Genomic DNA, 20635 nt, shown 5'->3' on the forward strand with positions numbered 1-20635 from the left:
GCCCGGCCACGACGGCCACCGGCCGGGCCTACGATGATCCCCGAGTCACCGATCAGCCGATCACCCGCGCCCCGAGCACCGCCCCGGGGCGTCGTTCCGGGGAGGAACCTTGACCGACCAGACCGCCGTCACCGGCACCGGCACCGCCGCCCGCGATCTGCACAGCTTCATCGCCGGGCTGCCCAAGGCCGAACTGCACGTCCACCACGTCGGCTCCGCCTCCCCCCGCATCGTCTCGGAGCTGGCCGCCCGCCACCCCGACTCCAAGGTCCCCACCGACCCCGAGGCCCTGGCCGACTACTTCACCTTCACGGACTTCGCCCACTTCATCGACGTGTACCTGTCCGTCGTGGACGTGATCCGCACCCCGGAGGACGTCCGGCTGCTGACCTACGAGGTGGCCCGTGACCTGGCCCGCCAGCAGGTGCGCTACGCCGAGCTGACCATCACCCCCTTCTCCTCCACCAAGCGCGGCATCGACGAGCGCGCGTTCATGGACGCGATCGAGGACGCCCGCAAGGCGGCCGAGGCCGAGTTCGGGACCGTACTGCGCTGGTGCTTCGACATCCCCGGCGAGGCGGGTCTGGAGGCGGCCGAGGAGACGACGCGGCTCGCCACCGACGACCGGCTGCGCCCGGAGGGCCTGGTGTCGTTCGGGCTCGGCGGTCCCGAGATCGGCGTACCGAGGCCACAGTTCAAGCCGTACTTCGACCGAGCCATCGCCGCCGGTCTGCGCTCCGTGCCGCACGCCGGCGAGACGACAGGGCCGCAGACGGTCTGGGACGCGCTGGTCGACCTGCGCGCCGAGCGCATCGGCCACGGCACCAGCTCCGCCCAGGACCCGAAGCTCCTCGCCCACCTCGCCGAGCACCGCATCCCGTTGGAGGTCTGCCCGACCTCCAACATCGCCACCCGCGCGGTCCGCACCCTCGACGAGCACCCGATCAAGGAGTTCGTGGACGCCGGAGTCCTGGTCACGATCAACTCCGACGACCCGCCGATGTTCGGCACCGACCTGAACACCGAGTACGCGGTGGCCGCCCGCCTCCTCGGCCTCGACGAGCGGGGCCTGGCCGAGCTCGCCAAGAACGCGGTCGAGGCCTCCTTCCTGGACGCGGCGGGCAAGACCCGGATCGCCGGGGAGATCGACGCCTACACCTCCGCGTGGCTCGCGCCCTGACGCCCACCACAATGGGGCCATGCAGACGCTGACCGCCGTGGCCCATCGCGGCGACCCCTACCGCTTCCGCGAGAACACGATCGACTCGCTGCGTTCCGCGCTCGCCCTGGGCGCGGACGCGATCGAGTTCGACGTGCGCCTCACCCGCGACGACGTACCCGTGCTGCTCCACGACGAGACGCTGAAGCGGCTGTGGGAACACGACCGGCCGCTGCGCGAGCTGTCCGCGGCCGAGGTGCGGGGCCTCACGGCGGGCGGGGTGCCGACGCTGGCGGACGCGCTGGCCGCGACGGACGGTGCGCGGGTGATGGTCGACCTGCCGGGCCGGGTCGAGAGGCGCACGGCGGAGGCGGTCGTGGACGTGGTCCGCCAGTGCGACGCGCGGGACCGCGCCTATTACTGCGCGGCGGCCCCCGCCATGCTGGCCCTGCGCGCGGCCGACCCCTCCGCCGAGATCGCCCTGACCTGGACGACGCTCGCGCCCGCGCGCCCGGCCCTGCTGAACGCGGTGCGCCCGCGCTGGCTCAACTACCGCTTCTCCCTGGTCGACCACGACCTGGCCGCCCGCGTCCACCACGACGGCTACCTGCTCTCCGTCTGGACCCCGGACACCCGCCGATCCATGCGCCGTCTGATCGACATGGGCGTGGACTCGATCACCACGAACCGCGTCGACGTCCTGTTCGCGGCACGCGCGAGCGTCCAGCCCTCGCCGTCGGACCGGCCGGCCGCGCGCGGGTGACGTAGGGCGGCCCCCGGCCCCCGGCCCCCGGCCCCCTGGCCCGGTCCTCGGCCCCCTAGGGGGTCGCCCCCGGACAACACCTTTGCCGACGAGGGCATTTGGTGGGGGACGGGCCAAGGCCGACGGCGGCACGGAGTTGGTGGACGTGACGGACTGGAACCAGGCCGACCGGTGGGCCGCCGGTGACATGATCTCCACGACGGCCGACCTGGAGCGGCTGCTCACCTCGCTCTTCCGGGGCCGGATCGTGCCCGGCCCGCAGCTGGAGGAGATGTTCACCGTCCCCTCGCGCATCGAGGGCGCCACCTACAGCGCGGGCCTGCAGCGGTTCGCGTACAAGGGCCGGGTGTACTGGCTCAAGAGCGGCGCGCGGTACGGCTACAGCGCGGTCGTCGGCGGCACCCGGAACCTGAGCAGCACCCTCGTCTACTCGGTCGGCTCGACCGAGTAGACGAGGGCGAGACCATGAACCCGGTGGCCCAGCGGATCGCGCTGGCCGCGCTCAAGTGACGTCCGTCCTCTGGGGCCCCTGCGGATCAGCCCAGGGGCTCGTCCAGCGGTACGTGCCGCACGCCCGGCAGATGGCCGTCCAGCTCACCGGGCTCGAACCGGCACATGCCCACGGCGTGCCAGAACTCGCCGGTGACGTCGCCCTCGTACTTGTAGCCGCCGGAGGGTGACAGCGCCGCCCAGCCGCCCGGCATGCCGACCAGGGTGGCGCGCAGGGTGGCCGGGGCGTCGGCGGGGACGTTCCACAGCCGTACCGTGCCGTCCTCGCCGCCGCTGGCCAACAGGGAGCCGTCCGGGCTGAAGGCCACCGCGAGCACCCTGCCGGTGTGGCCGGTCAGTGCCGCGGTCTCGCGGCCGGTGCGCGGGTCCCACAGGCGGACGACCCGGTCGTCGCCCGCCGTCGCCAGCAGGGGCCGCAGCGGATGCACGGCGGCGGTCCACAGCTTGCCGGTGTGGCCGGTCAGCCGGTGCACGACCGCGCCGTCCTTCCAGATCACCGCCTGGCCGTCCCAGGAGGCGCTGACCAGCCAGGAGCCGTCCGGGGCGAAGGCCACGGCGTAGACCCGGTCGGTGTGTCCGTCGAGCACGGCGGTGATCCGGCGGTCGGCCATGTCCCAGATCCGCACCTTGCGGTCGTCGCAGCCGGTGGCCAGCACGGCGTCGTCGGACCGGAAGGCGATGGCGCGGACCCGGCCGTAGTGCTCGGTGATGGTGGCGACGTGCGCCCCGGTGACCCGGTACCACAGCCGCACCGTGTCGTCGTCGTTGGCGGTGGCGATCAGATCGCCGTCGGCGCTGAACGCCTCGGCCCACACGTGGTCCGTCTCGACGTCGAGTTCGCGCTGGTACTCGCCGGTGGCCGCGTTCCAGAGGTAGATGTCGCCGTCGCTGCTCGCGGTGGCCAGCAGCGGGCCCAAGGGCCCGAACACCGCGGAGACCAGGCGGTCGCTCTGTCCGGTCAGCCCGCGCAGCCGGCGGCCGGAGGCGGTGTGCCACAGCCGGACGTACCCGTCGTTCCCGCCGGCCGCGAGCATCGAGCCGTCGGCGCTGAACGACAGGGTGCCGATCCGGCGTCCGTGGCCGCGCAGGATCCGCTTGCCCTGGCCGGTGGCCGGGTCCCACAGCCGTACGACCCCGTCGTTGCCGCCGGTCACCAGCAGCGAGTCGGAACCCGCGGCGGGCGTGTCGCCGTGCGGCCGGAACTTGCACACCCAGACCGAGCCGCGGTGCTCGGCGGGCTGCCGGCTCAGCGGGACGGCGACCGGGTCGGCCTGCTCGTCGACGCGCCACAGCCGGACCACCCCGGCGCTGTCCCCCGCGGCGAGCAGCGTCCCGTCGGGGTCGAACAGCACCTGGTAGACGGCACCGCGGCAACCGCCGAGCAGCCCGGCGCAGCCCCCGGCCTCCAGGTCCCACAGCCGCACCTCGCCGTCGGTGTCACCGCTGACCAGGAAACGACCGTCGGGATGGAAGTCGAGGGTGTAGACGCGGCCGGAGTGACCGGTGAACTCGTGGCGCAGGGTCCTGGAGGCGAGGTCCCAGACCCGGACCGTGCCGTTGCGCCGGTCATCTCCCCGGTCGCCGGTGGCCAGCAGGGTGCCGTCCGGGCTGTACCGCGCCCGGTACACCGCGCTCTGGTGGCCGGGCAGTTCGCCGACCTGCTGCCCGGTGGCCAGGTCCCACAGGCGTACGGCGGTGGAGGCGTCGCCGGTGGCCAGGGTGGCGTTGTCGGGGGCGAAGCTCACCGTGTAGACGGGCGCGATGTGGCCGGGCAGCCGGTGCAGCGGCCGGCCCGAGGCGGTGTCCCAGACGGTGACGACGCCGTCGGCGTCCCCGGTGGCCAGCAGGGAGCCGTCGGTGTCGAGGGCGAGGGGCCAGACGCCGCGCGGGTGGATCTCCAGCACGTGCAGGCAGCGGCCGGAGACCGGGTCCCACAGGCGTACGGTGCCGTCCGAGCTGCCGCTGGCCAGCACCCGCGCGCGGAACTTGACCGCGTAGACCCGGCCGGTGTGCCCGCCCAGGGTGCGCAGCGGCATGCCGGAGACGGCGTCGCAGACGAGCACGCTGCCGTCCTCGCTGCCCGCGGCGAGGAGTTCGCCGTCGGGGCTGTACGAGATGGGCTCGGGCAGCCGGCTGGTCCGCATGTCGAAGCCGTACGGGACGCCGACCGCGGAGGGTCTGAAGCCCGAGTCGACGCTCATGTCGGGGGCGATCGACGCGGTGGCCAGTTCGGGGGTGCCCGGCAGACCGGGTCCGGTGGTCGCCGAGATCAGCGCCGCCTGCCGCCACCGGCCCCCGTCGACCCGGGCGCCGGTCAGGTCGGTGCGGATCAGCCGGGCCCGCCGCAGGTCGGCGCCGCGCAGGTCGGCGTCGGTGAGATCCGCGCCGTCGAGCCGGGCGCCGGTCAGCCGGGCGTGCCGCAGGACGGCGCCGGAGAGGTTGGCGCCGACCAGCCGGGCGTCGGTGAGGTCGGCGCGGGTGAGGTCGACGCCGGCGAAGTCGCGGTGCGAGAGGTCCTCGCCGGCCAGGGCGGCACCGCGCAGGTCGGTGTGGGCGGGCACGCGCAGCCGGGTGAGGATCTTCACGGCGTTGGCGCGGGCGACCTCCTGGCCCCGCGCGGTCGGCGCCGTGTCATCGGGGGAGCCGCTCAGCTCCCGTTCGGCCCATTGCTGGCAGGTCCGGTGGTCGGCGAGGTCGCACAGGAACTCGACGGCGAGCTGGCTGAGTTGACGGCGCGCCAGCAGGCTCGGGTCGCCGTCGGTCAGCCGGAGGGCGCAGGCGCGGGCGATGAGCCACTCGACCACCGAGCCGTGGATGAACCGGAACACGCCGTCGGCGTTGCGCACCAGAAGGCTGCCGGAACCGATGGCGTGCGTGGTCTGCGGCACCGACAGCCGGGTCTCCGCGAGCCCGGTGAGGGTCTCGGCGACATCGGTGAGCTCGTCCAGCCGCAGCGATTCCTGGCCGCTCTCCCACAGTCTGAGGGCGAGCGCGGTGACCGCGTTCCACAGCTGGTCGAGGCTCAGTCCGGGGCCCCGGCCGGCGCCGCCGCTGCCGCGCTGTTCCTCGAAGCCCAGCCAGGCGGTGAGCACTTCCTGGTAGAGCCCGGCGGGGCTGAGCGCGCGGCCCGCCCCGGCGACGGCGCGCAGCCGCTCGTCGTCGAGGTCGGCGACGAAGCCGAGCAGCCGCGGGTTGCGGCACAGCGCGAGCAGGTCGGGGATGGCGTCGAGGAGCCGCAGCCGGCGGTCGGCGGCCTGGGTGTCGCCGCCGTAGCGGTTGACCAGGTAGGCGTGGATCTGCTGTGGGGTGAACTCCTGGACCGCGAGCACCCGGCGGTGCGGCAGCAGGCCGACGCGTTCGCCGAGCGCGGTGAGCACCTGGCCCTGGGAGCGGAAGTGCTGGGTGCGGCTGCTGACCACGATCTTGGCGCTGTCCACGGCGGAGTCCAGCAGCACCTGGAGGCGTTCGGCGGCGCGGTCGTAGGTGACCTGGTTGACGAGTTCGTCGAAGCCGTCGAAGAGCAGCACGATCCGGCCCTGCTGGAGCATGTACCTGAAGGCGCGCAGGTCGATGTTGTCGACGCCGTGCGCGGCGAGGTGGGCGGCGACCAGGCCCTCGAAGGAGTAGGCCCGGTCCAGTGCGTTCAGTTCGATCAGCAGCGGGACGAGGTGCGGCAGTTCGGTGGGGATACGGCGGGCCAGCTCGCGCAGCGCGAAGGTCTTGCCGTGCCCGAAGTCGCCGAGGAGCAGCAGGAAGCGGCCCTGGTCGGAGTCGAGCAGCCGGAGCATGTCGTCGACCAGTCCGTCGCGGTCCTCGGCGTCGAGGCGCTCGACCTCACGGTACCGCTGGGGCAGGTACATGCCCGGGGGGTAGCGGGGGTCGGTGCGCAGCCGCTCGCTCTGCCCGCTGACGTAGCCGCGCAGGTCGAGCAGGCCCTGGAACTCGGTGAAGCTGCGCACCCTGACGCCCCGGCGGCGGGCCTGGTCGTGCAGTTCGCGGGCGGGCGGCGGGCCGTCGTGGACGAGTTCGGCCTCGGTCTCGGAGTCGGCGGCGTGCACGAGGGCCACGAACCGGTCGATGTCCTGCCGGGTCGGGGTACCGGTGTGCACGGCCACCCGCTGCTGGCGGACGAAGCCCGACTGGGTCCAGGTGACGAGGAGTTGCGGCACCGGCCCCTCGACCGGGCGGATCTGGGCGCCCTCGTGGCGGGTGCGGCAGACCTCGGAGACCCGGGCGAGCAGGATCTCGGCCGGGGTCTGCACGGCGCGCGGTTCCGGTTCCGGCGCGGGTCGCCCGGCCGGATCGACCGGGGTCACGGCGTCCGGGCCGGTGCTCCCCGGGCCGCCGTCCTCCTCCGGACCGAAGGCGCGTTCGGCGCGCCGCCACTGGACCGGGCGCCGCTGCGGTTCGCCCGGACCCTGCCAGCTCGCCAGGCCGTCGCGGCTGATGCGCAGCAGTTGGTGCCGGCCGGGTCCGACGGCGCCGATCACCGGCACCTCCCCGGTCGTGGTGGCCAGGGCGGGCAGCGCGCCGGGGTCGGTCGGGCCGTGCAGCAGCAGGTGCAGCCGGGGGGCGGTGAGCCGGGCGAGCACCTCGGTGTCGCGCAGCGGCCCCGCGCCGTCCTGGGCGGTGGTGGTCCGGCGGGCGGTGGCGGAGGGCCGCCCGGCGCCCGGGGAGTGGCGCAGGACTCCGATCCGCAGCCAGCCCTCGGTCTCGTGCGGGCGCAGCGCCTGGGCGAACCAGGCGGCCTGCTCGGCGCCGACCATGCCGTACTGGTCGTCGCGGCGGTGGCTGTAGGCCATGGAGGAGTTCAGGCCCGCGACGACGGTGTGCAGCTCGGGCACGGGGAAGAGGGTCCACGGCTGGTCGCTGTCGAAGACGACGTCGAGGCCCTGGTAGAGCTCCTGGAACAGCCGTGCGAAATGCCGCCACTTCGGCCAGTACGGCGGCCGGGGCGGCATCTCGTCGGCCTCGCAGTTGCTGAAGTAGGCCTGACAGGCGGCCTGGTTGACGTCCTGGCCGCCGGGCACGAGGGCGACCCGGTGCGGTTCGAGGCCGAGCAGGGCCCGCAGGCCGGTGAGGAAGGACAGGGCCTGTTCGAACTCGCGGCGGCTGCCCGAGGCGGTCAGGTCGCCGGTGACCACCAGCAGATCGGGGGCGGGCGCTCCGGCGTCGGTGAGTTCGACGAGGTCGCCCCAGATCGCGGCCTGCAACTCGGCGGGGTCCAGGCCCCGGCCGAAGGCGGGCCCGGCCAGGTGCAGCACGTTGACCGCCTCCCGGGCCCGCAGGTCTCCGGAGACTCTCGGGTACACGGGCGGCGCGGCGGGCCTGCGGCGTCCCGCCCACGCGGGGCGCCCGACCGGCCTTGCGAGCGGCGCCACGGCCCGGGCCGCCGGAGCGGGAGCGGCCGGGCGGCCGTTCTGCCCCGGGTAGTCGGGGCGCAGAGTGGGCCGGGCCCGGCCGTCGAGGGCCTGGCGGACGCGGGTCAGGAGCAGCTCGCGGGCGGCCGCCGGATCGGTGACCGGGACCAGGTCGACGTAGGTGATGGTGGCCAGCAGGCCCTCCACCGGGATGTCCTCGACCCGTACGGTGATCAGACGCCGCTCAGGGGCGTCGGGGTCGGCGCGTAACGCGGCCTGCCATTCCATGCGTCCGTACCGCGACCGCTCGTAGTTGCGGGACAGTACGGCGATGACCGCGGCGGATTCGCTGACCCCCCGGTCCATGAAATCGACGAAATTGGTGCCCGGCACGAAGTCCCAGGCCTGGAGTACCGTGCGGTAACCGGCCTCCTCAAGGGACCAGGCGATCCAGGACGCCCAGCGTTCGTCGGCGGGTGAGTAGCTGATGAAGAAGTCCAATGGCCCGGTTTCGGTGTCCCCCGGAGCGATCTGTCGCGCCACCATGTATCCATAATGCCGTGAAAAGACAGGTTGAGACGGTCCGTTTCGAGGCGTTCCCCAGCGATCGGGTTTCACCCACGTACAGATGTGCGACCCTTCCTGGGATGCGTGTCTTCTTGCGTCTGCATGTCCTCGACCGGGTGGCGATCGGTCTGCTGGTGGCCGGTCTCCTGTGCGTAGCCACAGGATGGCTGCCCACGGGACCGGCGTCCGACGCGATGAACCGCATCGCCCCGCTGCTGGCGTTCCTTGGCACGGTGATCGTGCTGGCCGAGCTGACCAGCAAAGCGGAGGTGTTCGACGTGGTGGCCGCCCGCGTGGCACGGGCCGGCCGGGGCAGCTATCCCCTCCTGTTCCTGCTCTGCGTGGCCTTCGCCTCGGTCACCACCATCGCCCTGAACCTGGACACCACCGCCGTCCTGCTCACCCCGGTGATGCTGGCGCTCGCCACCCGGATCGGCATCGCGCCGGTGCCCCTGGCGATGACCACGGTGTGGCTGGCCAACACGGCGAGCCTGCTGCTGCCGGTCTCCAACCTGACGAACCTGCTGGCCGCGAACCGGGTCGCGCTGTCCCCGCTGGGCCTGGCCGGCCGGATGTGGGCGCCGCAACTCGCCGCCGTCGTCGTGACGATGGGGTGCCTGTGGATGTTCTTCTGGCGGCGCGGCAAGCGCGGGACGGAGGGCGTCCCGGACCTGGCCGACGCGCTCGCGGACCGGCCCGACCGGATCGGCGCGGGGGCCTCCGGACCGGGTGCGGCGCGCGCCGGGGACGTACGCGCGGACCGCGCCGACCGCTACCGTCCGCCCGGCGTGCACCGGCCCGCCGACCGGGTCCTCTTCCGGGCCTGCGCCCTGGCCTGCGGCGGCTTCCTGATCGCCATCCTGGTGGCCGACGTACCGCTGTGGATGGCCTCCGCGACCGCCGCGGCCGTCGCCGTGGCGGCCTTCGGGGTCCGGGACCGGTCGGAGCTGCGGCTGTCGCTGATCCCCTGGCGGCTGCTGATGATGGTGCCCGGCATGTTCCTGGTGGTCGAGACGGTCAACGCCCACGGGCTGCACGACGTGCTGGCCTCGGCGATCGGCGACGACGGCGGCACGCTCGGCCTGCTGCGCGCGGCGGCGGTCGGCGGTGGCCTGTCCAACGTCCTCAACAACCTCCCCGTCTACCTCGCCGGAGAGGCGGCCGTCCCGGTCGCCAACCACGACCAGCTCCTCGCCCTGCTCGTCGGCACGAACGCGGGCCCGGTGATCACCCCGTGGGCGTCCCTGGCGACGCTGCTCTGGTACGAGCGGTGCCATGCGTACGGGGTACGGGTGCCGGTGCGCCGACTGATGGGCACCGGCGCGGTACTGGCCGCGTCGGCGGTGCTGGCGTCGGTGGCGGCGTTGGCACTGACCCGCTAGCCGCGGGTTCGCTGGACGCTGGTCTTCACGGCGCCGAGGAATGCGACCCAGGCCGGCGCCGTGAAGACCAGGGCGGGGCCGGTGGGGGTCTTGCTGTCACGTACGGGGACGTGGGTGGGGGCGGCGAGGTCGTTCACTTCGAGGCAGTCGCCGCTGCTACCGCCGCTGTACGTCGACTTGCGCCAGCCAGTCAGTGCCGAGTCAGGAATGCTGTGCTTGCTGCGCTTCATGCTCGTAATCCTCCGCGACCGAGGTGATCAGCGCCAGGGACTTACGGTGCGACAACGCGTCGCCCAGCGCGTGATCGTAAGCCACCTGACATTCGCGGACCACGGACGGAAGTTCCCAGATCCGGCCCGACTTCAGACCCTCGGTGTAGGCGATGGGCGGTAGCCCCTCGAACCACATGAGCGAGACGAATCCCTCCAGCAAGGCGTGGTAGCCGACCGCGAAGGGCAGTACGTGCACACGGATGCGATGGCTCTCGCCCAGGGCAAGGATGTGACGGAGCTGCTCGCACATCACCTGCGGACCGCCGATTTTCCGGCGCAGAACGGCCTCGTCGAGCAGCATCCACACCTTGGGCGCGTGGAAGTTGTCCAGGATGCGAGCGCGTTCGAGGCGTGTGGCGAGCAGCTCGTCGCGTTCCTCAGAGCTCTTGGGTGAGGCGCCGGAACTGAGCACCTCGCGCGCGTACTCAGGCGTCTGGAGGATGCCCGGCACCAGCTTGGGGGCGTACTCCCGGATCTCCGCAGCCTTGCTCTCGAACTCCAGGGCCTCCGCGAAGTGCTCCGCCACCTTCCTGCCGTCCAGGGTCGGCAGGAACCGCTCGAAGAAGCCGCCCGTCCCCAGGACTTGGTCGAGGCGGCGCGCGTCCTCCACGTCCGGGCGGCGCCGCCCCGCCTCGATGTGGGCGATGTGGGTGCGTGACATGACGACACGCTGGCTCAGTTCCTCCTGTGTGAGCCCGGCCGCCTCCCTGCGCCGCTTCAGCTCCTGGCCGTACTGCTCCCTGGAACGCGGATTGTCCTCGATCGCCACCTGCTCAGCTCCCCGTGGTGCGGACCCCGATGTCACGCTCGGTCATCTGTTGAACCTACCCACGCCCACGTCACGCTGTGCATACATCACCACGGAAAGTGAAGGGCGTTGGCATGCGGGACAAGGAAGACGGGCTCATCGGCGCGTACCTCACGTTGCGGGTCTCCCGGGACGGGGGCCGGACCTGGGGGCCCAGGGTGACCTACCAGCCGTCGCGGGACGCCGCGCCGTTGGACCTGATGGGCCGGTTTCCGCCGTGCGCGTGTCCTCGGTGCCGGGAGAAGCACTGACCAGGTCGAGCAAGTGCGGCAGCACCTCGGGCCGCCCGGCGACGAAGGAGCGCCCCGTGTCGGGGCCGCTGAAGCCGCCGTCGAACTCGCCGCCGTCCAGGTGCCGTACGACGACTCCGGCCTCGCGGGCGAGGAGCGCGCCGGCGGGCAGGTCGATGGCTTCCGCGCGGTAGCCGACGAAGCCGTCGATGTCACCGCGGGCGAGCATGGCCCAGGCGACCAGGGGCGCCCAGAGCTGGAGCAGCCGGCGGGAGCGGCGTTCGAGGGTGTGCCTCAGGCCGCAGGCAGCGGGGTCGTCGCGGGCGACCGAGTGGCCCTGGGTCCAGGCGAGCAGCGGCCCGGACGACGGAAGCGGGCGGCTGTCGGCGGGTGGGGCGAGCGGGCCGTTCGGCCCGTGCGCTCCGCTCCCCCGCCGGGCCGACCAGGTGCGGCCGGTGACCGGATCGTGCACGACGCCGACGACCGGGGCGTCGTCCACGCACAGGGCGATGCCGACGACGTAGACGGGCAGGCCGATGACGACGTTGTTGCTGCCGTCGAGCGGATCGACCAGCCAGGTTCGGCCGCGGCCGTCACCGGGGAGCTCGCCGGACTCCTCGGCGAGGATGCGGTCGTACGGGAAGCGTTCCCGGATCCGGTCGACCACGAGCCGCTCGGCCATCAGGTCCAGGTCGGTGACGACGTCGCCGCGCGGGCCCTTGGGCCGGGCGGTGAAGCCGTCCGGGAACCGGGACCGCAACAGCGCCCCGGCCTCCTCGGCGGCCGAGACCGCCGTACGGTACTCGGAGGTGAAGCCGGCCGAGGGGTCAGGGTTCGGGCTCATGGATCCTCCTGAGGGCGACCTGCGCGATCCGGGCGGTCTGGCTGGCGTCGCACGTCCTGCGGACCATCCGGTGACCCGGGGCCTGTAACGGGCCCAGGGAGAGGTCTGCCCTGCCCGGCAGGGTCCGTCCCAGCACCAGGGTGGCGGTCGGGCGGCCGTCCGGCACCACGCTGGTGTGGAATTCACCCGCCGGAAGGTCGTAGGTCTGGCCGCGCCCGCTCGTCTGTTCGACGCCGGGCGCGCAGCGCACCAGCCGCTGTGTGGGCCGCAGTTCGTCCACGCCCGACGGGTCGCTGAGCACCTCGAAGACCCGGTGGGTGGGCCGCTCGGTCACGTCGGCGACGCTCATGCGCCGGTTGCCGAGCCGCCCGTACAGCACGGTGCTGGTCAACTCCCAGCTGTGGGAGTGCACTTGAGGGACCGTCGCGTCGGGCTCCGCCTCCGGTGCGCCGGAGCCGCCGAATCCGCCAAAAACATGGACGCAGACTCCGTCGCTGCCGTCGCGCAGGATCGGCAGGCAGACGAACCCGAGTGGATGGCGGACCGCGCACAGGGGGCGGCGGCCCGAGACGATCCGGTCCAGTTCCGATACGGCGTGCCGCGTCAGCTCGGCGGCGGCCTGCCGCCGGGCGGCCCGCTCCAGGGCCGGGTAGTCCATCGTTCCCCCTTGAAAAAACACGGCGCTACCTGCGATACGGGTCCTCCGCGTGCAGCGCCTTGTCGATGATGTCGGCGACGTCAGGGTCGGTGAAACTGGTGGGCAGCGGCAGTCCGAGCCGGTCGAGCAGGCGTCTGACCTCGTCGACGGTGGGCTCTTCGCCGAGCGGGGTGGCCTCCCGCAGGTCGAGCTTGTGGGACTGTTCCCTGCTCTGGTGCAGCTCGGTGACGTAGTAGTCGTAGAGCGGCCGGTCCCGCGCGACGAGCAGGCCGACCCGGCGCGGGTCGTCCTGGGTGATGATCAGGCAGTTGTCCGAGAGGTCGAAACGCAGGGCCGGCGCCACCGAGGACAGGTGCACGTCGATCTCCAGGGTGTCCAGCCGCTGCCGGTACCAAGTGGCGGCGACCACGGTGGCGTACGCCTCCTTGCGGGTGCGCTCGGTCGTCCACTCGGCGAGGTCGCCGTCGCCGTGGCCCTGGCCGAACGTGCGCCGGAACCGGGCGTAGGCGCCGCACACCTGGTCGTCGGCCGGGTCCACGATGTCGATCTTCATGCTGAGGGAACGACGCTGCCGCTGCGCCTCCAGCACGCACTGGGGCAGCGTGACGGCTCTCAGATAGGTGCCCGTACCGCCCTTGAACACCCAGCGGGTGGTGTCCCGCCGGGCCCGCTCGTGCGCCTGCCCCACCTCCGCTCCGGACAACGTCCGCACCATGGCCAGGTCTTCGATGGCCCGGCTGGTCCCCTCGGTCGCGGCCCGGATGTCGGTCACCCGGCGCCGCCGCTCGGTCAGCGACCCGAAGACCAGCGCCGCCAGCACCAGCAAGGTGGCACCGGAGACGATGTTGTTGTCCATGTGCTGGTCGAGCACGTCCATGAGCCCGACCACGAGGGCCACGCCGATGGCGACGACCCCGTCCGCGTTCCTGACCGCCCAGGCGATCGACTCCTCCAGCCGATGCCCGGCCCCCTGCGGTGTACTGCGCGTCACGACCACCCTCCCCCGACGGTGGATTCCATGGTAGGAGCAACCACACTCCGACAGCTATGCGAAAAATCGGCCTCACCCGAGAGTGTGGTTGTCCGCCACGTGACCCCTACCGATCGTTGACACCTTCGGCACAACCGTGCCCGAATCATTGGAAATTTGCCTGGTATACCAGTAAATTTCCGGCCACCGCTTCGAGAGGTCACCGGCAGACGGGGGCAAAGGATGAGCACCGACGACCGCGGCGCGGTGACGACCGGGATCGCACGGCTGCACGCGTCACCCGGGCTCGCCGGACCTGGCCGGCTCGGGCTGGTGACCAACCACACCGGCGTCCTGCCCGACCTGCGCCCGGCCGCGCCCGCGCTGATCGAGGCCGGCGCACGGCTGATCGCCCTGTTCGGGCCCGAGCACGGGCTGCACGGAACAGCGCAGGCCGGTGAGAGCGAGGTGGCCCGGGAGGACCCCGACACCGGCCTGCCCGTCTACGACACCTACCGGTCGAGCGGCGAGCGCCTCGACAAGCTGCTGATCGACAGCGGCGTGGACGCCCTGGTGTTCGACCTTCAGGACATCGGGGCCCGGTTCTACACCTACGTGTGGACCATGTTCGACCTGATGGCCTCGGCGGCCCGTACGGGCGTACGGTTCGTGGTCGCCGACCGGCCGAATCCCCTCGGTGGACTCGTCGGCGAGGGCCCGCTGCTGGACCCGGCGTGGGCCTCCTTCGTCGGACGCGCCCCGATTCCCGTCCGGCACGGCCTCACCTGCGGTGAACTCGCGCGGTGGCTCAACGCCTCGACCGTGCCCCAAGTGGCGGGCGCTGCGGTCGACTTGACGGTGATCGAGGTCGTGGGATGGCGGCGCGCCATGGATGCCGGGGCCACCGGCCTGCCGTGGGTCGCGCCCTCGCCGAACATCCCGACGCCCGCCACCGCCGCCGTCTACCCCGGCACCTGCCTGTTCGAGGGCACGAACCTCTCCGAGGGCCGCGGCACCACGCAGCCCTTCGAGCTAGTCGGGGCCCCGTACATCGACGCGCGGTTCACGCCAGCGCTCGCCGAACTCGCCTTGCCCGGAGTGGGCTTCCGCGATCTTCGGTACGTGCCGGCCTTCCACAAGCACGCCGGCCGGCCGCTGCGCGGGGTCCAGCTCCACGTCACCGACCGGGAGGCGTTCGCTCCCGTACGGACTGCCGTCGCGATGCTCGCCACGCTACGGCGGCTGTACCCGGACGACTTCGCCTGGCACACCACCGACGGCACCGACGGCGGCGCGGAGGGGACCGGTCACCGGCACTTCATCGACCTGCTGTGGGGCTCCGACCGGCTGCGCCGCGCCGTCGACGCGGGCGACGACCCGCTGCCGCTGTGCGATCCGCCGGCGCCGCCCGGCCGGTGGGCCGGGGAGGACGTGCTGCTCTACCGCTGAGGCGTCACGTCCTCTGCGAGACCCACGTATGGAAGGACAACCCCGTCGATGACGGATCGCACGACGACGACCCGGGCACGGTCGCGTGGCTTTCGCGCCGGCGACGGCCCGCCGTTGGTGGAGGCGTGGCGCCGCAGCGCACCCGTCGACCCCATCACCCCGGACCGCTTCCGCTCCCTGGTGCTGCTCGACGCCAACTTCGATCCGGAGGGGCTGCGGATCGCCGTCGACGGCGACCGTGTCGTCGGCGCCGCCTACGCGGTGCGCCGGCTGACCCCGATGACCGGCACCGACCTGGAGCCGGAGCAGGGCTGGATCCCGTTCTTCTTCGTCGACCCGACCGCCCGCGGGCGCGGCCTCGGCCGTCGGCTGCTGACCGACGCCCTCGACTGGCTCCACGGCCACGGCCGCACCCGGGTCGACTTCTCCTCGTACACCCCGAACTACCTCCTCCCCGGCCTGGACGCCGAGACGTACCCACAGGCGGCGGGGCTCCTTGAGTCGCTCGGCTTTCGCACGCTGTACGAGGCGGCGGCGATGGACCGCACTCTGGTCGGCTACCGCTTCCCGGACGACGCCGCTCACCGCCTGGAGGAACTGACGGCACGGGGCCACCGGTTCGCCACCCCGGCCGATGACGACCTGGTGGAGCTGGTCGCGCTCGCCGGGCACCACTTCACCCCGGACTGGGCGCGCGCGATCCGCCAGTGCCTGGCCTCGGGCACACCGCTCGACCGGATCGTCGTCGCCCGGGACCCTTCGGGCCGTCTGGTCGGCTGGGCGATGCACGGGGCGTACGAGTCGGCGGACGAGCGGTTCGGACCGTTCGGGGTGCTGGAGGAGATGCGCGGCACCGGACTCGGCAAGGTCCTGCTCCACCTGGTCCTGGAGCGGATGCGGGCGCGCGGCGCGCACTCCGCCTGGTTCCTGTGGACCGGCGAACGGTCCCCGGCGGGGCACCTGTACCGCGCGGCCGGTTTCCGCACGACCCGGGTGTTCCGCGTGCTGCGCAGGGAGGCCACCGGATGACACCGTCACCGCCACCCGCCCGGGGCCTGAGCCGCCGTCACTTCGCGCTCGCGCTCCCCTCGGCGCTGCTCGCCTCCGGATGCGCCGCGCCGCACCAGGGCACCGGACGTCCCGGGGACCCGATCGTCCTCACCCTGCTCTCCCACTACGCGAGCGGAGAACTCAAGGCGGCCCTGCAGGGCCCGGTCGACGAGTGGAACGCCACCCACGACCGGGTCAAGGTGCGCACGAAGGCCGTCGAGTTCACGGACCTGCTGACCACGTTCATGGTCCGGCAGGCCGCGGGCCAGGGCACCGACATCCTGCACCCGTACTGCCTGTGGAACGGCCAGCTCGTCCGGGCCGGCGTACTGCGGCCCGCCCCACCGGAGCACGCCGAGGAGATCGGACGCGGCTACGGCGCGGCCGCGGTCGGCTCCGCGTCGGTGGAGGGCAAGGTCTACGGCTACCCCACCGAGATGCAGACGTACGCCCTCTACTACAACAAGCGGCTGCTGCGCGCGGCCGGCATCGACCGCCCTCCGCGCACCTGGCGGGAGTTGGAGGACGCGGCCTACCGCACCGCCCGGCGGGACTCGTACGGCAACACGCTCATCCAGGGGTTCGGGCTCTCGACGTACGACGACTCCACCACCGTCGGCCAGACGCTCGCGCTGCTCAACGCCGCCGGGGGCAGGTTCGTCTCCGCGGACGGCAGGAGCACCGCCATCGACTCGCCGGCCGGCCGGGCCGTGTTCGACCTGGAGCACCGCCTGGTCGTCAGAGGCGCGAGCGCCCCCGGCGTCAACGTCTACCAGGCGTTCGCCTCCGGGCAGGTGGCCATGGTGGTCAGCGCCGGCTGGTGGACCACGAACCTGAAGGGCCTGATGGGCAAGGACTACCGCGATGTCGGCGTCGCGCCCGTACCCCTCCCCGAGGCGGACGACCGGCCCGCCACGCTTTCCACCGGCTTCATGCTCGGGGTCAACGCGGCCGCCAAGTACCCGCGCGAGGCCTGGGAGTTCCTGCGCTGGCTGAACACCGAGAAGGTAGGCGTGAAGGGCGCCGGGAACGGCGCCGGGACGGGTGCGACGGCGACCCGGATGAGCTCCCTGCAGGTGTCGGTCGGCTCCCTCACCGGCCGCGCCGACGACATGCACACGCTCCTCGGCCAAGGCGGCGATCCCAACCTGCGCCCGTTCCTGGACGCGCTGGCGTACGCGGTGCCGGAGCCGAACGTGCCCGGCGCGCAGCAGGCCAAGTCGCTGCTGCGCAAGAACATCGAGGCGCTGTGGACCGGCCAGCGGTCGGTCGACGAGGCGCTGCGCACCACCCGCCGTCAGGTCGACCAGGAGGTGTCGCGCTCATGGTGAACGCCCTGGCGCCGGAAGCGCAGGAGCGGACGGCACTCGGCCCGCCGTCCGCCGGACCCGCCGACGACGGCCGCGGCCGCACCCGGCAGCGGCGCCGCCAGGCCGTCGTCGCCTACCTCTTCCTGGTGCCGACGCTGCTGTTCTACGCGGTCTTCCTGATCCTGCCGCTCGGCTTCGCGCTGCTGCTGTCGATGTCCCGCTGGGCCGGGTTCGACCTCGGCGACATCGACCCGGTCGGCCTGGACAACTTCGCCGATCTCTTCGCGGACGGGTCGACGTTCCTGACGCCGATCCTCACCAACACGCTGCTGTTCGCCCTGGGCACCGTGGCCCTCGCGCTCTCCGGCGCGGTGGTCGTCGCCACCTGCATCGACAAGCTGCGCTTCCAGGGGCTGTGGCGCACCCTGTACTTCCTGCCGATCGTCACCACCGTCGTCGCCGTCGGCAACGTATGGAAGTACATGTACGAGCCGGGCGGCCTGGTCAACGGCGTCCTGAACGCCCTCGGGCTCGGCTCGGTGGCGTTCCTCCAGGACCCGGACACCGCGCTGCCCGCGGTCGTGGTCGTGCAGGCCTGGGCCTCGGTCGGCTCGGCGATCCTCATCCTGACCGCCGGGCTGAAGTCGATTCCCGAGTCGTACTACGAGGCCGCCGCGCTCGACGGCGCCGGGCCCGTCACCGTCTTCTGGAAGATCACGCTGCCGCTGCTGCGGCCGTCCCTGCTGTTCGTGTGCGTCACCCAGTTCCTCACCGGCCTGCAGTCGTTCGCGCTGATCATCGTGATGACCAGGGGCGGGCCGGGGGACGCGACCAACGTGGCCGCACTGGAGATGTACCGGCAGGCCTTCTCGTACGGCGACTGGGGCACCGCGAGCGCCGCCGCCTTCGCCCTGTTCGTGGTGGTCCTCGCGGCCACCCTGGCGCAGTTGTGGATGTTCCGGCGCAAGGGGGAGGACGCATGACCCGCCGCCGTTTCCCGTGGTTCTCGTATCTGCTGGTGGTGACCGGCGCCGTGCTCACGGTGGTGCCGTTCCTCGACATGCTGATGACGTCGTTCAAGGGGCCCGGCGAGTCCGGCACGCTGCCGTACCGGTTCCTGCCCGAGGCGTTCGACCTGTCCAACTACCGCGCGGCGATCGACCAGCTCGATCTGCCGGTGCTCTTCCGCAACAGCGTCGTCGCCACCGGAGTGATCACCGGGTCGGTGCTGCTCACGTCGTCGCTCGCCGGCTACGCGCTCGCCAAACTCCGCTTCCCCGGCCGGAAGTTCATCTTCCGCCTGGTGCTGTCGACGATGATGTTCCCTCCGTTCCTCTTCTTCGTCCCGCACTTCCTGATCCTGGTGCACTGGCCGCTGGCGGGCGGCAACGACCTGTTCGGGCGCGGCGGCGCGGGCCTGACCGTCAGCATCGTGGCGCTCGCCATGCCGTTCCTGGTCAGCAGTTTCGGGATCTTCCTGATGCGCCAGTTCATGGTCTCGATCCCGGACGAGGTCCTGGAGGCCGCGCGCATCGACGGGGCCGGCGAGTTCGCCGTGTGGTGGCGGATCGTGGTGCCGCAGACCAAGCCGGTCCTGGTGACGCTCGGGCTGCTGACCTTCGTCGACGCCTGGAACGAGTACATCTGGGCGCTGCTCGTGTCGACCGCCAACCCGGACGTGATGACGCTGCCCGTCGGCATCCAGCTCCTCCAGGACTACGTCGACCCGACCCGCACGCTGCCCATCGTCATGGCCGGCCTCGTCCTGAGCATCCTGCCGGTCCTGACCCTCTTCCTGCTGCTGCAGAAGTACTACATCCGCGGCGTCATGCTCAGCGGCCTCAAGTGACGGGCGCCGCGTCCGCGGCTCGCGCCGGCCCGTGCGGCGGGCTGTAGCGTGGCCGGATGCTGAAGAGCGAGGCGTATCGGGACGTGGGCGAGGCCGCCTGGTCGTGGGTGCTGGACCAGCTGCGCGAGGACGAGGGCCCGTGGCTGCCGGAGACGGTGACGGAGGACGGCCCGGAAGCGGCGGCACCGGCCAAGGACCGCGACTCGCTGTACGCGGGGATCTCCGGGCTGGCCCCGGTGCTGGCCGAGATCGCGCGGTACCGGGAACCGACCGCGAGGGAACGGGCGCTGGCGACCGGCATCGTGACCCGGCTGTCGGCACAGGCCGGGGAGAAGACGGAAGCCTCGTTGTACGACGGCCTCGCGGGCGACGCCACGGCGCTGCGCCTTCTCGCCCCGGGCTCCGAGGCGGTCGCGCTGCGGCGGCTGGCCGACCTCGCGACTGCCGAGGGCTGGAAGACCACACTCGAATTCGATCCGGGCTCCGACGCGCCCCTCACCGACATCATCATGGGCAGCGCGGGCGTGGTGATGACGGCGGTCTGGGCGCGCGGCGAGTTCACCGGGGCGATCGCGACGACGGGCGGTGAGGCCCTGCTGCGCGCGGCGGACCGCACGGAGGCGGGCCTGGACTGGGGCATGACGCCGGGCAGGACATCGCGGGCGCCCAACTACTCGCACGGCACCGCCGGGGTGGCGGCCGCACTGGCGGTGGCGGGCGCCGAGTTGGGCCGGAGCGACTTCGTCGAGGCGGCGGTCCAGGGAGCCCGGCACGTCCTGTCGGTCGGATCGCTGGAGGACGGCGGCTTCGTCGTCCCGCACACGATCCCGCCGTCGACCCGGGAGGTGGAACCGGTGACGTACACGTGGTGCCACGGCCCGGCCGGCACCTCGCACCTGTTCGCGGCACTGGCGCACGCGGGGGTCACGGAGGTCGCGGGCCACGAGGTCGACGACCTGCGGCAGCGCTGTCTGACCTCGATCCTCACGTCGGGCCTGCCCGAGCGCCTGCGCCCCGGCTTCTGGGACAACGACGGCCGCTGCTGCGGGACGGCGGGCGTCGGAGACGTACTCCTGGACGCCGCCCAGGACTGCCCCGCACCGGCACGCAGGGAAACCCTGGAGCAGGCGGCGCACCGGATGGGCGAGGCCCTGGTGAACCGGGCCGTCCGGGATGAGGCGGGCGCCCGCTGGCGCTTCCTGGAACACCGCAAGGACCCACCGCTGCTGCCCCCCGGCACGGCCTGGATGCAGGGCGCGGCAGGCATCGCGGCCTTCCTCCTACGCCTGGCCCGCTACACCGACACGGGCCCGAACGCCCCCATCGTGGACCGCCCGGACCAGTGGTGGGCCGTACCGGAACGGCTGCGCGCCACGGCCTTGTGACAGCACGAGTACGGCGGCCTGCCCGCCCCTTGCCGGGGTGGGCAGGCCGCCGCGTACGGAACCCTGGGC

The 20635-nt window shown here is 72.6% G+C and carries 14 protein-coding genes and 2 pseudogenes; 10 read left to right on the top strand and 6 right to left on the bottom strand.

Annotation, left to right across the window (positions count from 1 at the left end; genetic code table 11):
- Positions 1–59 precede the first annotated feature (59 nt).
- The 3 genes and pseudogenes from ACWGKT_RS33145 to ACWGKT_RS33155 form a co-directional block, all read left to right on the top strand.
- Positions 60–1180 (top strand): annotated as a pseudogene (locus tag ACWGKT_RS33145) (adenosine deaminase).
- A 19-nt stretch (positions 1181–1199) separates the two neighbouring features.
- Positions 1200–1922, top strand: coding sequence for a glycerophosphodiester phosphodiesterase (locus ACWGKT_RS33150; protein WP_453276555.1), 723 nt, complete (start codon positions 1200–1202; stop codon positions 1920–1922).
- Positions 1923–2037: 115 nt separating this feature from the next.
- Positions 2038–2432, top strand: a pseudogene (locus ACWGKT_RS33155) (peptidase); the annotation flags it as partial.
- A gap of 26 nt (positions 2433–2458) precedes the next feature.
- Here ACWGKT_RS33155 and ACWGKT_RS33160 read toward each other — a convergent pair.
- The gene (locus tag ACWGKT_RS33160; RefSeq protein ID WP_453276556.1) at positions 2459–8338 is read right to left on the bottom strand and encodes a WD40 domain-containing protein; all 5880 of its coding nucleotides are present in this window, start codon (positions 8336–8338) and stop codon (positions 2459–2461) included.
- 101 nt (positions 8339–8439) lie between these two features.
- On the opposite strand from ACWGKT_RS33160, the gene ACWGKT_RS33165 reads away from it, so the two are divergent.
- A complete protein-coding gene (locus ACWGKT_RS33165) occupies positions 8440–9741 on the top strand; it encodes an SLC13 family permease (protein WP_453276557.1) in 1302 nt (433 codons plus the stop codon).
- Here the strand turns inward: ACWGKT_RS33165 and ACWGKT_RS33170 are convergent.
- The 5 genes from ACWGKT_RS33170 to ACWGKT_RS33190 all read right to left on the bottom strand — a co-directional run bounded on the left by ACWGKT_RS33170 (position 9738) and on the right by ACWGKT_RS33190 (position 13544).
- On the bottom strand, positions 9738–9971 hold the full coding sequence (locus ACWGKT_RS33170; RefSeq protein WP_453276558.1) for a DUF397 domain-containing protein: 234 nt from the start codon (positions 9969–9971) through the stop codon (positions 9738–9740). The two genes, ACWGKT_RS33165 and ACWGKT_RS33170, sit on opposite strands and share 4 nt — an antisense overlap.
- Positions 9943–10782 (bottom strand): helix-turn-helix domain-containing protein, encoded by an 840-nt coding sequence (locus ACWGKT_RS33175; RefSeq protein ID WP_453276559.1) that lies wholly within the window; start codon positions 10780–10782, stop codon positions 9943–9945. Before ACWGKT_RS33175 ends, ACWGKT_RS33170 begins: the two co-directional genes overlap by 29 nt.
- Before the next feature lie 150 nt (positions 10783–10932).
- Positions 10933–11895 carry an inositol monophosphatase family protein gene (locus ACWGKT_RS33180; RefSeq protein WP_453276560.1) on the bottom strand — a complete coding sequence of 321 codons (963 nt, stop codon included), beginning with the start codon at positions 11893–11895 and terminating at the stop codon, positions 10933–10935.
- Complete coding sequence (locus ACWGKT_RS33185; protein ID WP_453276561.1) at positions 11879–12553, bottom strand: hypothetical protein; 675 nt, start codon at positions 12551–12553, stop codon at positions 11879–11881. The genes ACWGKT_RS33180 and ACWGKT_RS33185 overlap by 17 nt, the downstream gene beginning before the upstream one ends.
- A 25-nt stretch (positions 12554–12578) precedes the next feature.
- Positions 12579–13544 carry a hypothetical protein gene (locus ACWGKT_RS33190; protein WP_453276562.1) on the bottom strand — a complete coding sequence of 322 codons (966 nt, stop codon included), beginning with the start codon at positions 13542–13544 and terminating at the stop codon, positions 12579–12581.
- 222 nt (positions 13545–13766) lie between these two features.
- On the opposite strand from ACWGKT_RS33190, the gene ACWGKT_RS33195 reads away from it, so the two are divergent.
- The 6 genes from ACWGKT_RS33195 to ACWGKT_RS33220 are packed head-to-tail and all read left to right on the top strand — an operon-like array spanning position 13767 to position 20566.
- The gene (locus ACWGKT_RS33195; protein ID WP_453276563.1) at positions 13767–14972 is read left to right on the top strand and encodes an exo-beta-N-acetylmuramidase NamZ family protein; all 1206 of its coding nucleotides are present in this window, start codon (positions 13767–13769) and stop codon (positions 14970–14972) included.
- A gap of 48 nt (positions 14973–15020) precedes the next feature.
- Positions 15021–16001 carry a GNAT family N-acetyltransferase gene (locus tag ACWGKT_RS33200; protein ID WP_453276564.1) on the top strand — a complete coding sequence of 327 codons (981 nt, stop codon included), beginning with the start codon at positions 15021–15023 and terminating at the stop codon, positions 15999–16001.
- Positions 15998–17353, top strand: a complete 1356-nt coding sequence (locus tag ACWGKT_RS33205; protein ID WP_453276565.1) for an ABC transporter substrate-binding protein — start codon at positions 15998–16000, stop codon at positions 17351–17353. The genes ACWGKT_RS33200 and ACWGKT_RS33205 overlap by 4 nt, the downstream gene beginning before the upstream one ends.
- A complete protein-coding gene (locus ACWGKT_RS33210) occupies positions 17347–18315 on the top strand; it encodes a carbohydrate ABC transporter permease (protein WP_453276566.1) in 969 nt (322 codons plus the stop codon). Before ACWGKT_RS33205 ends, ACWGKT_RS33210 begins: the two co-directional genes overlap by 7 nt.
- Entirely contained in the window at positions 18312–19181 is an 870-nt protein-coding gene (locus ACWGKT_RS33215; protein WP_235457807.1) for a carbohydrate ABC transporter permease, read from the top strand. Before ACWGKT_RS33210 ends, ACWGKT_RS33215 begins: the two co-directional genes overlap by 4 nt.
- A 56-nt stretch (positions 19182–19237) precedes the next feature.
- Complete coding sequence (locus ACWGKT_RS33220) at positions 19238–20566, top strand: lanthionine synthetase LanC family protein (RefSeq protein ID WP_453276567.1); 1329 nt, start codon at positions 19238–19240, stop codon at positions 20564–20566.
- Positions 20567–20635 lie beyond the last annotated feature (69 nt).

The organism is Streptomyces sp. NPDC054794 (assembly GCF_053611585.1).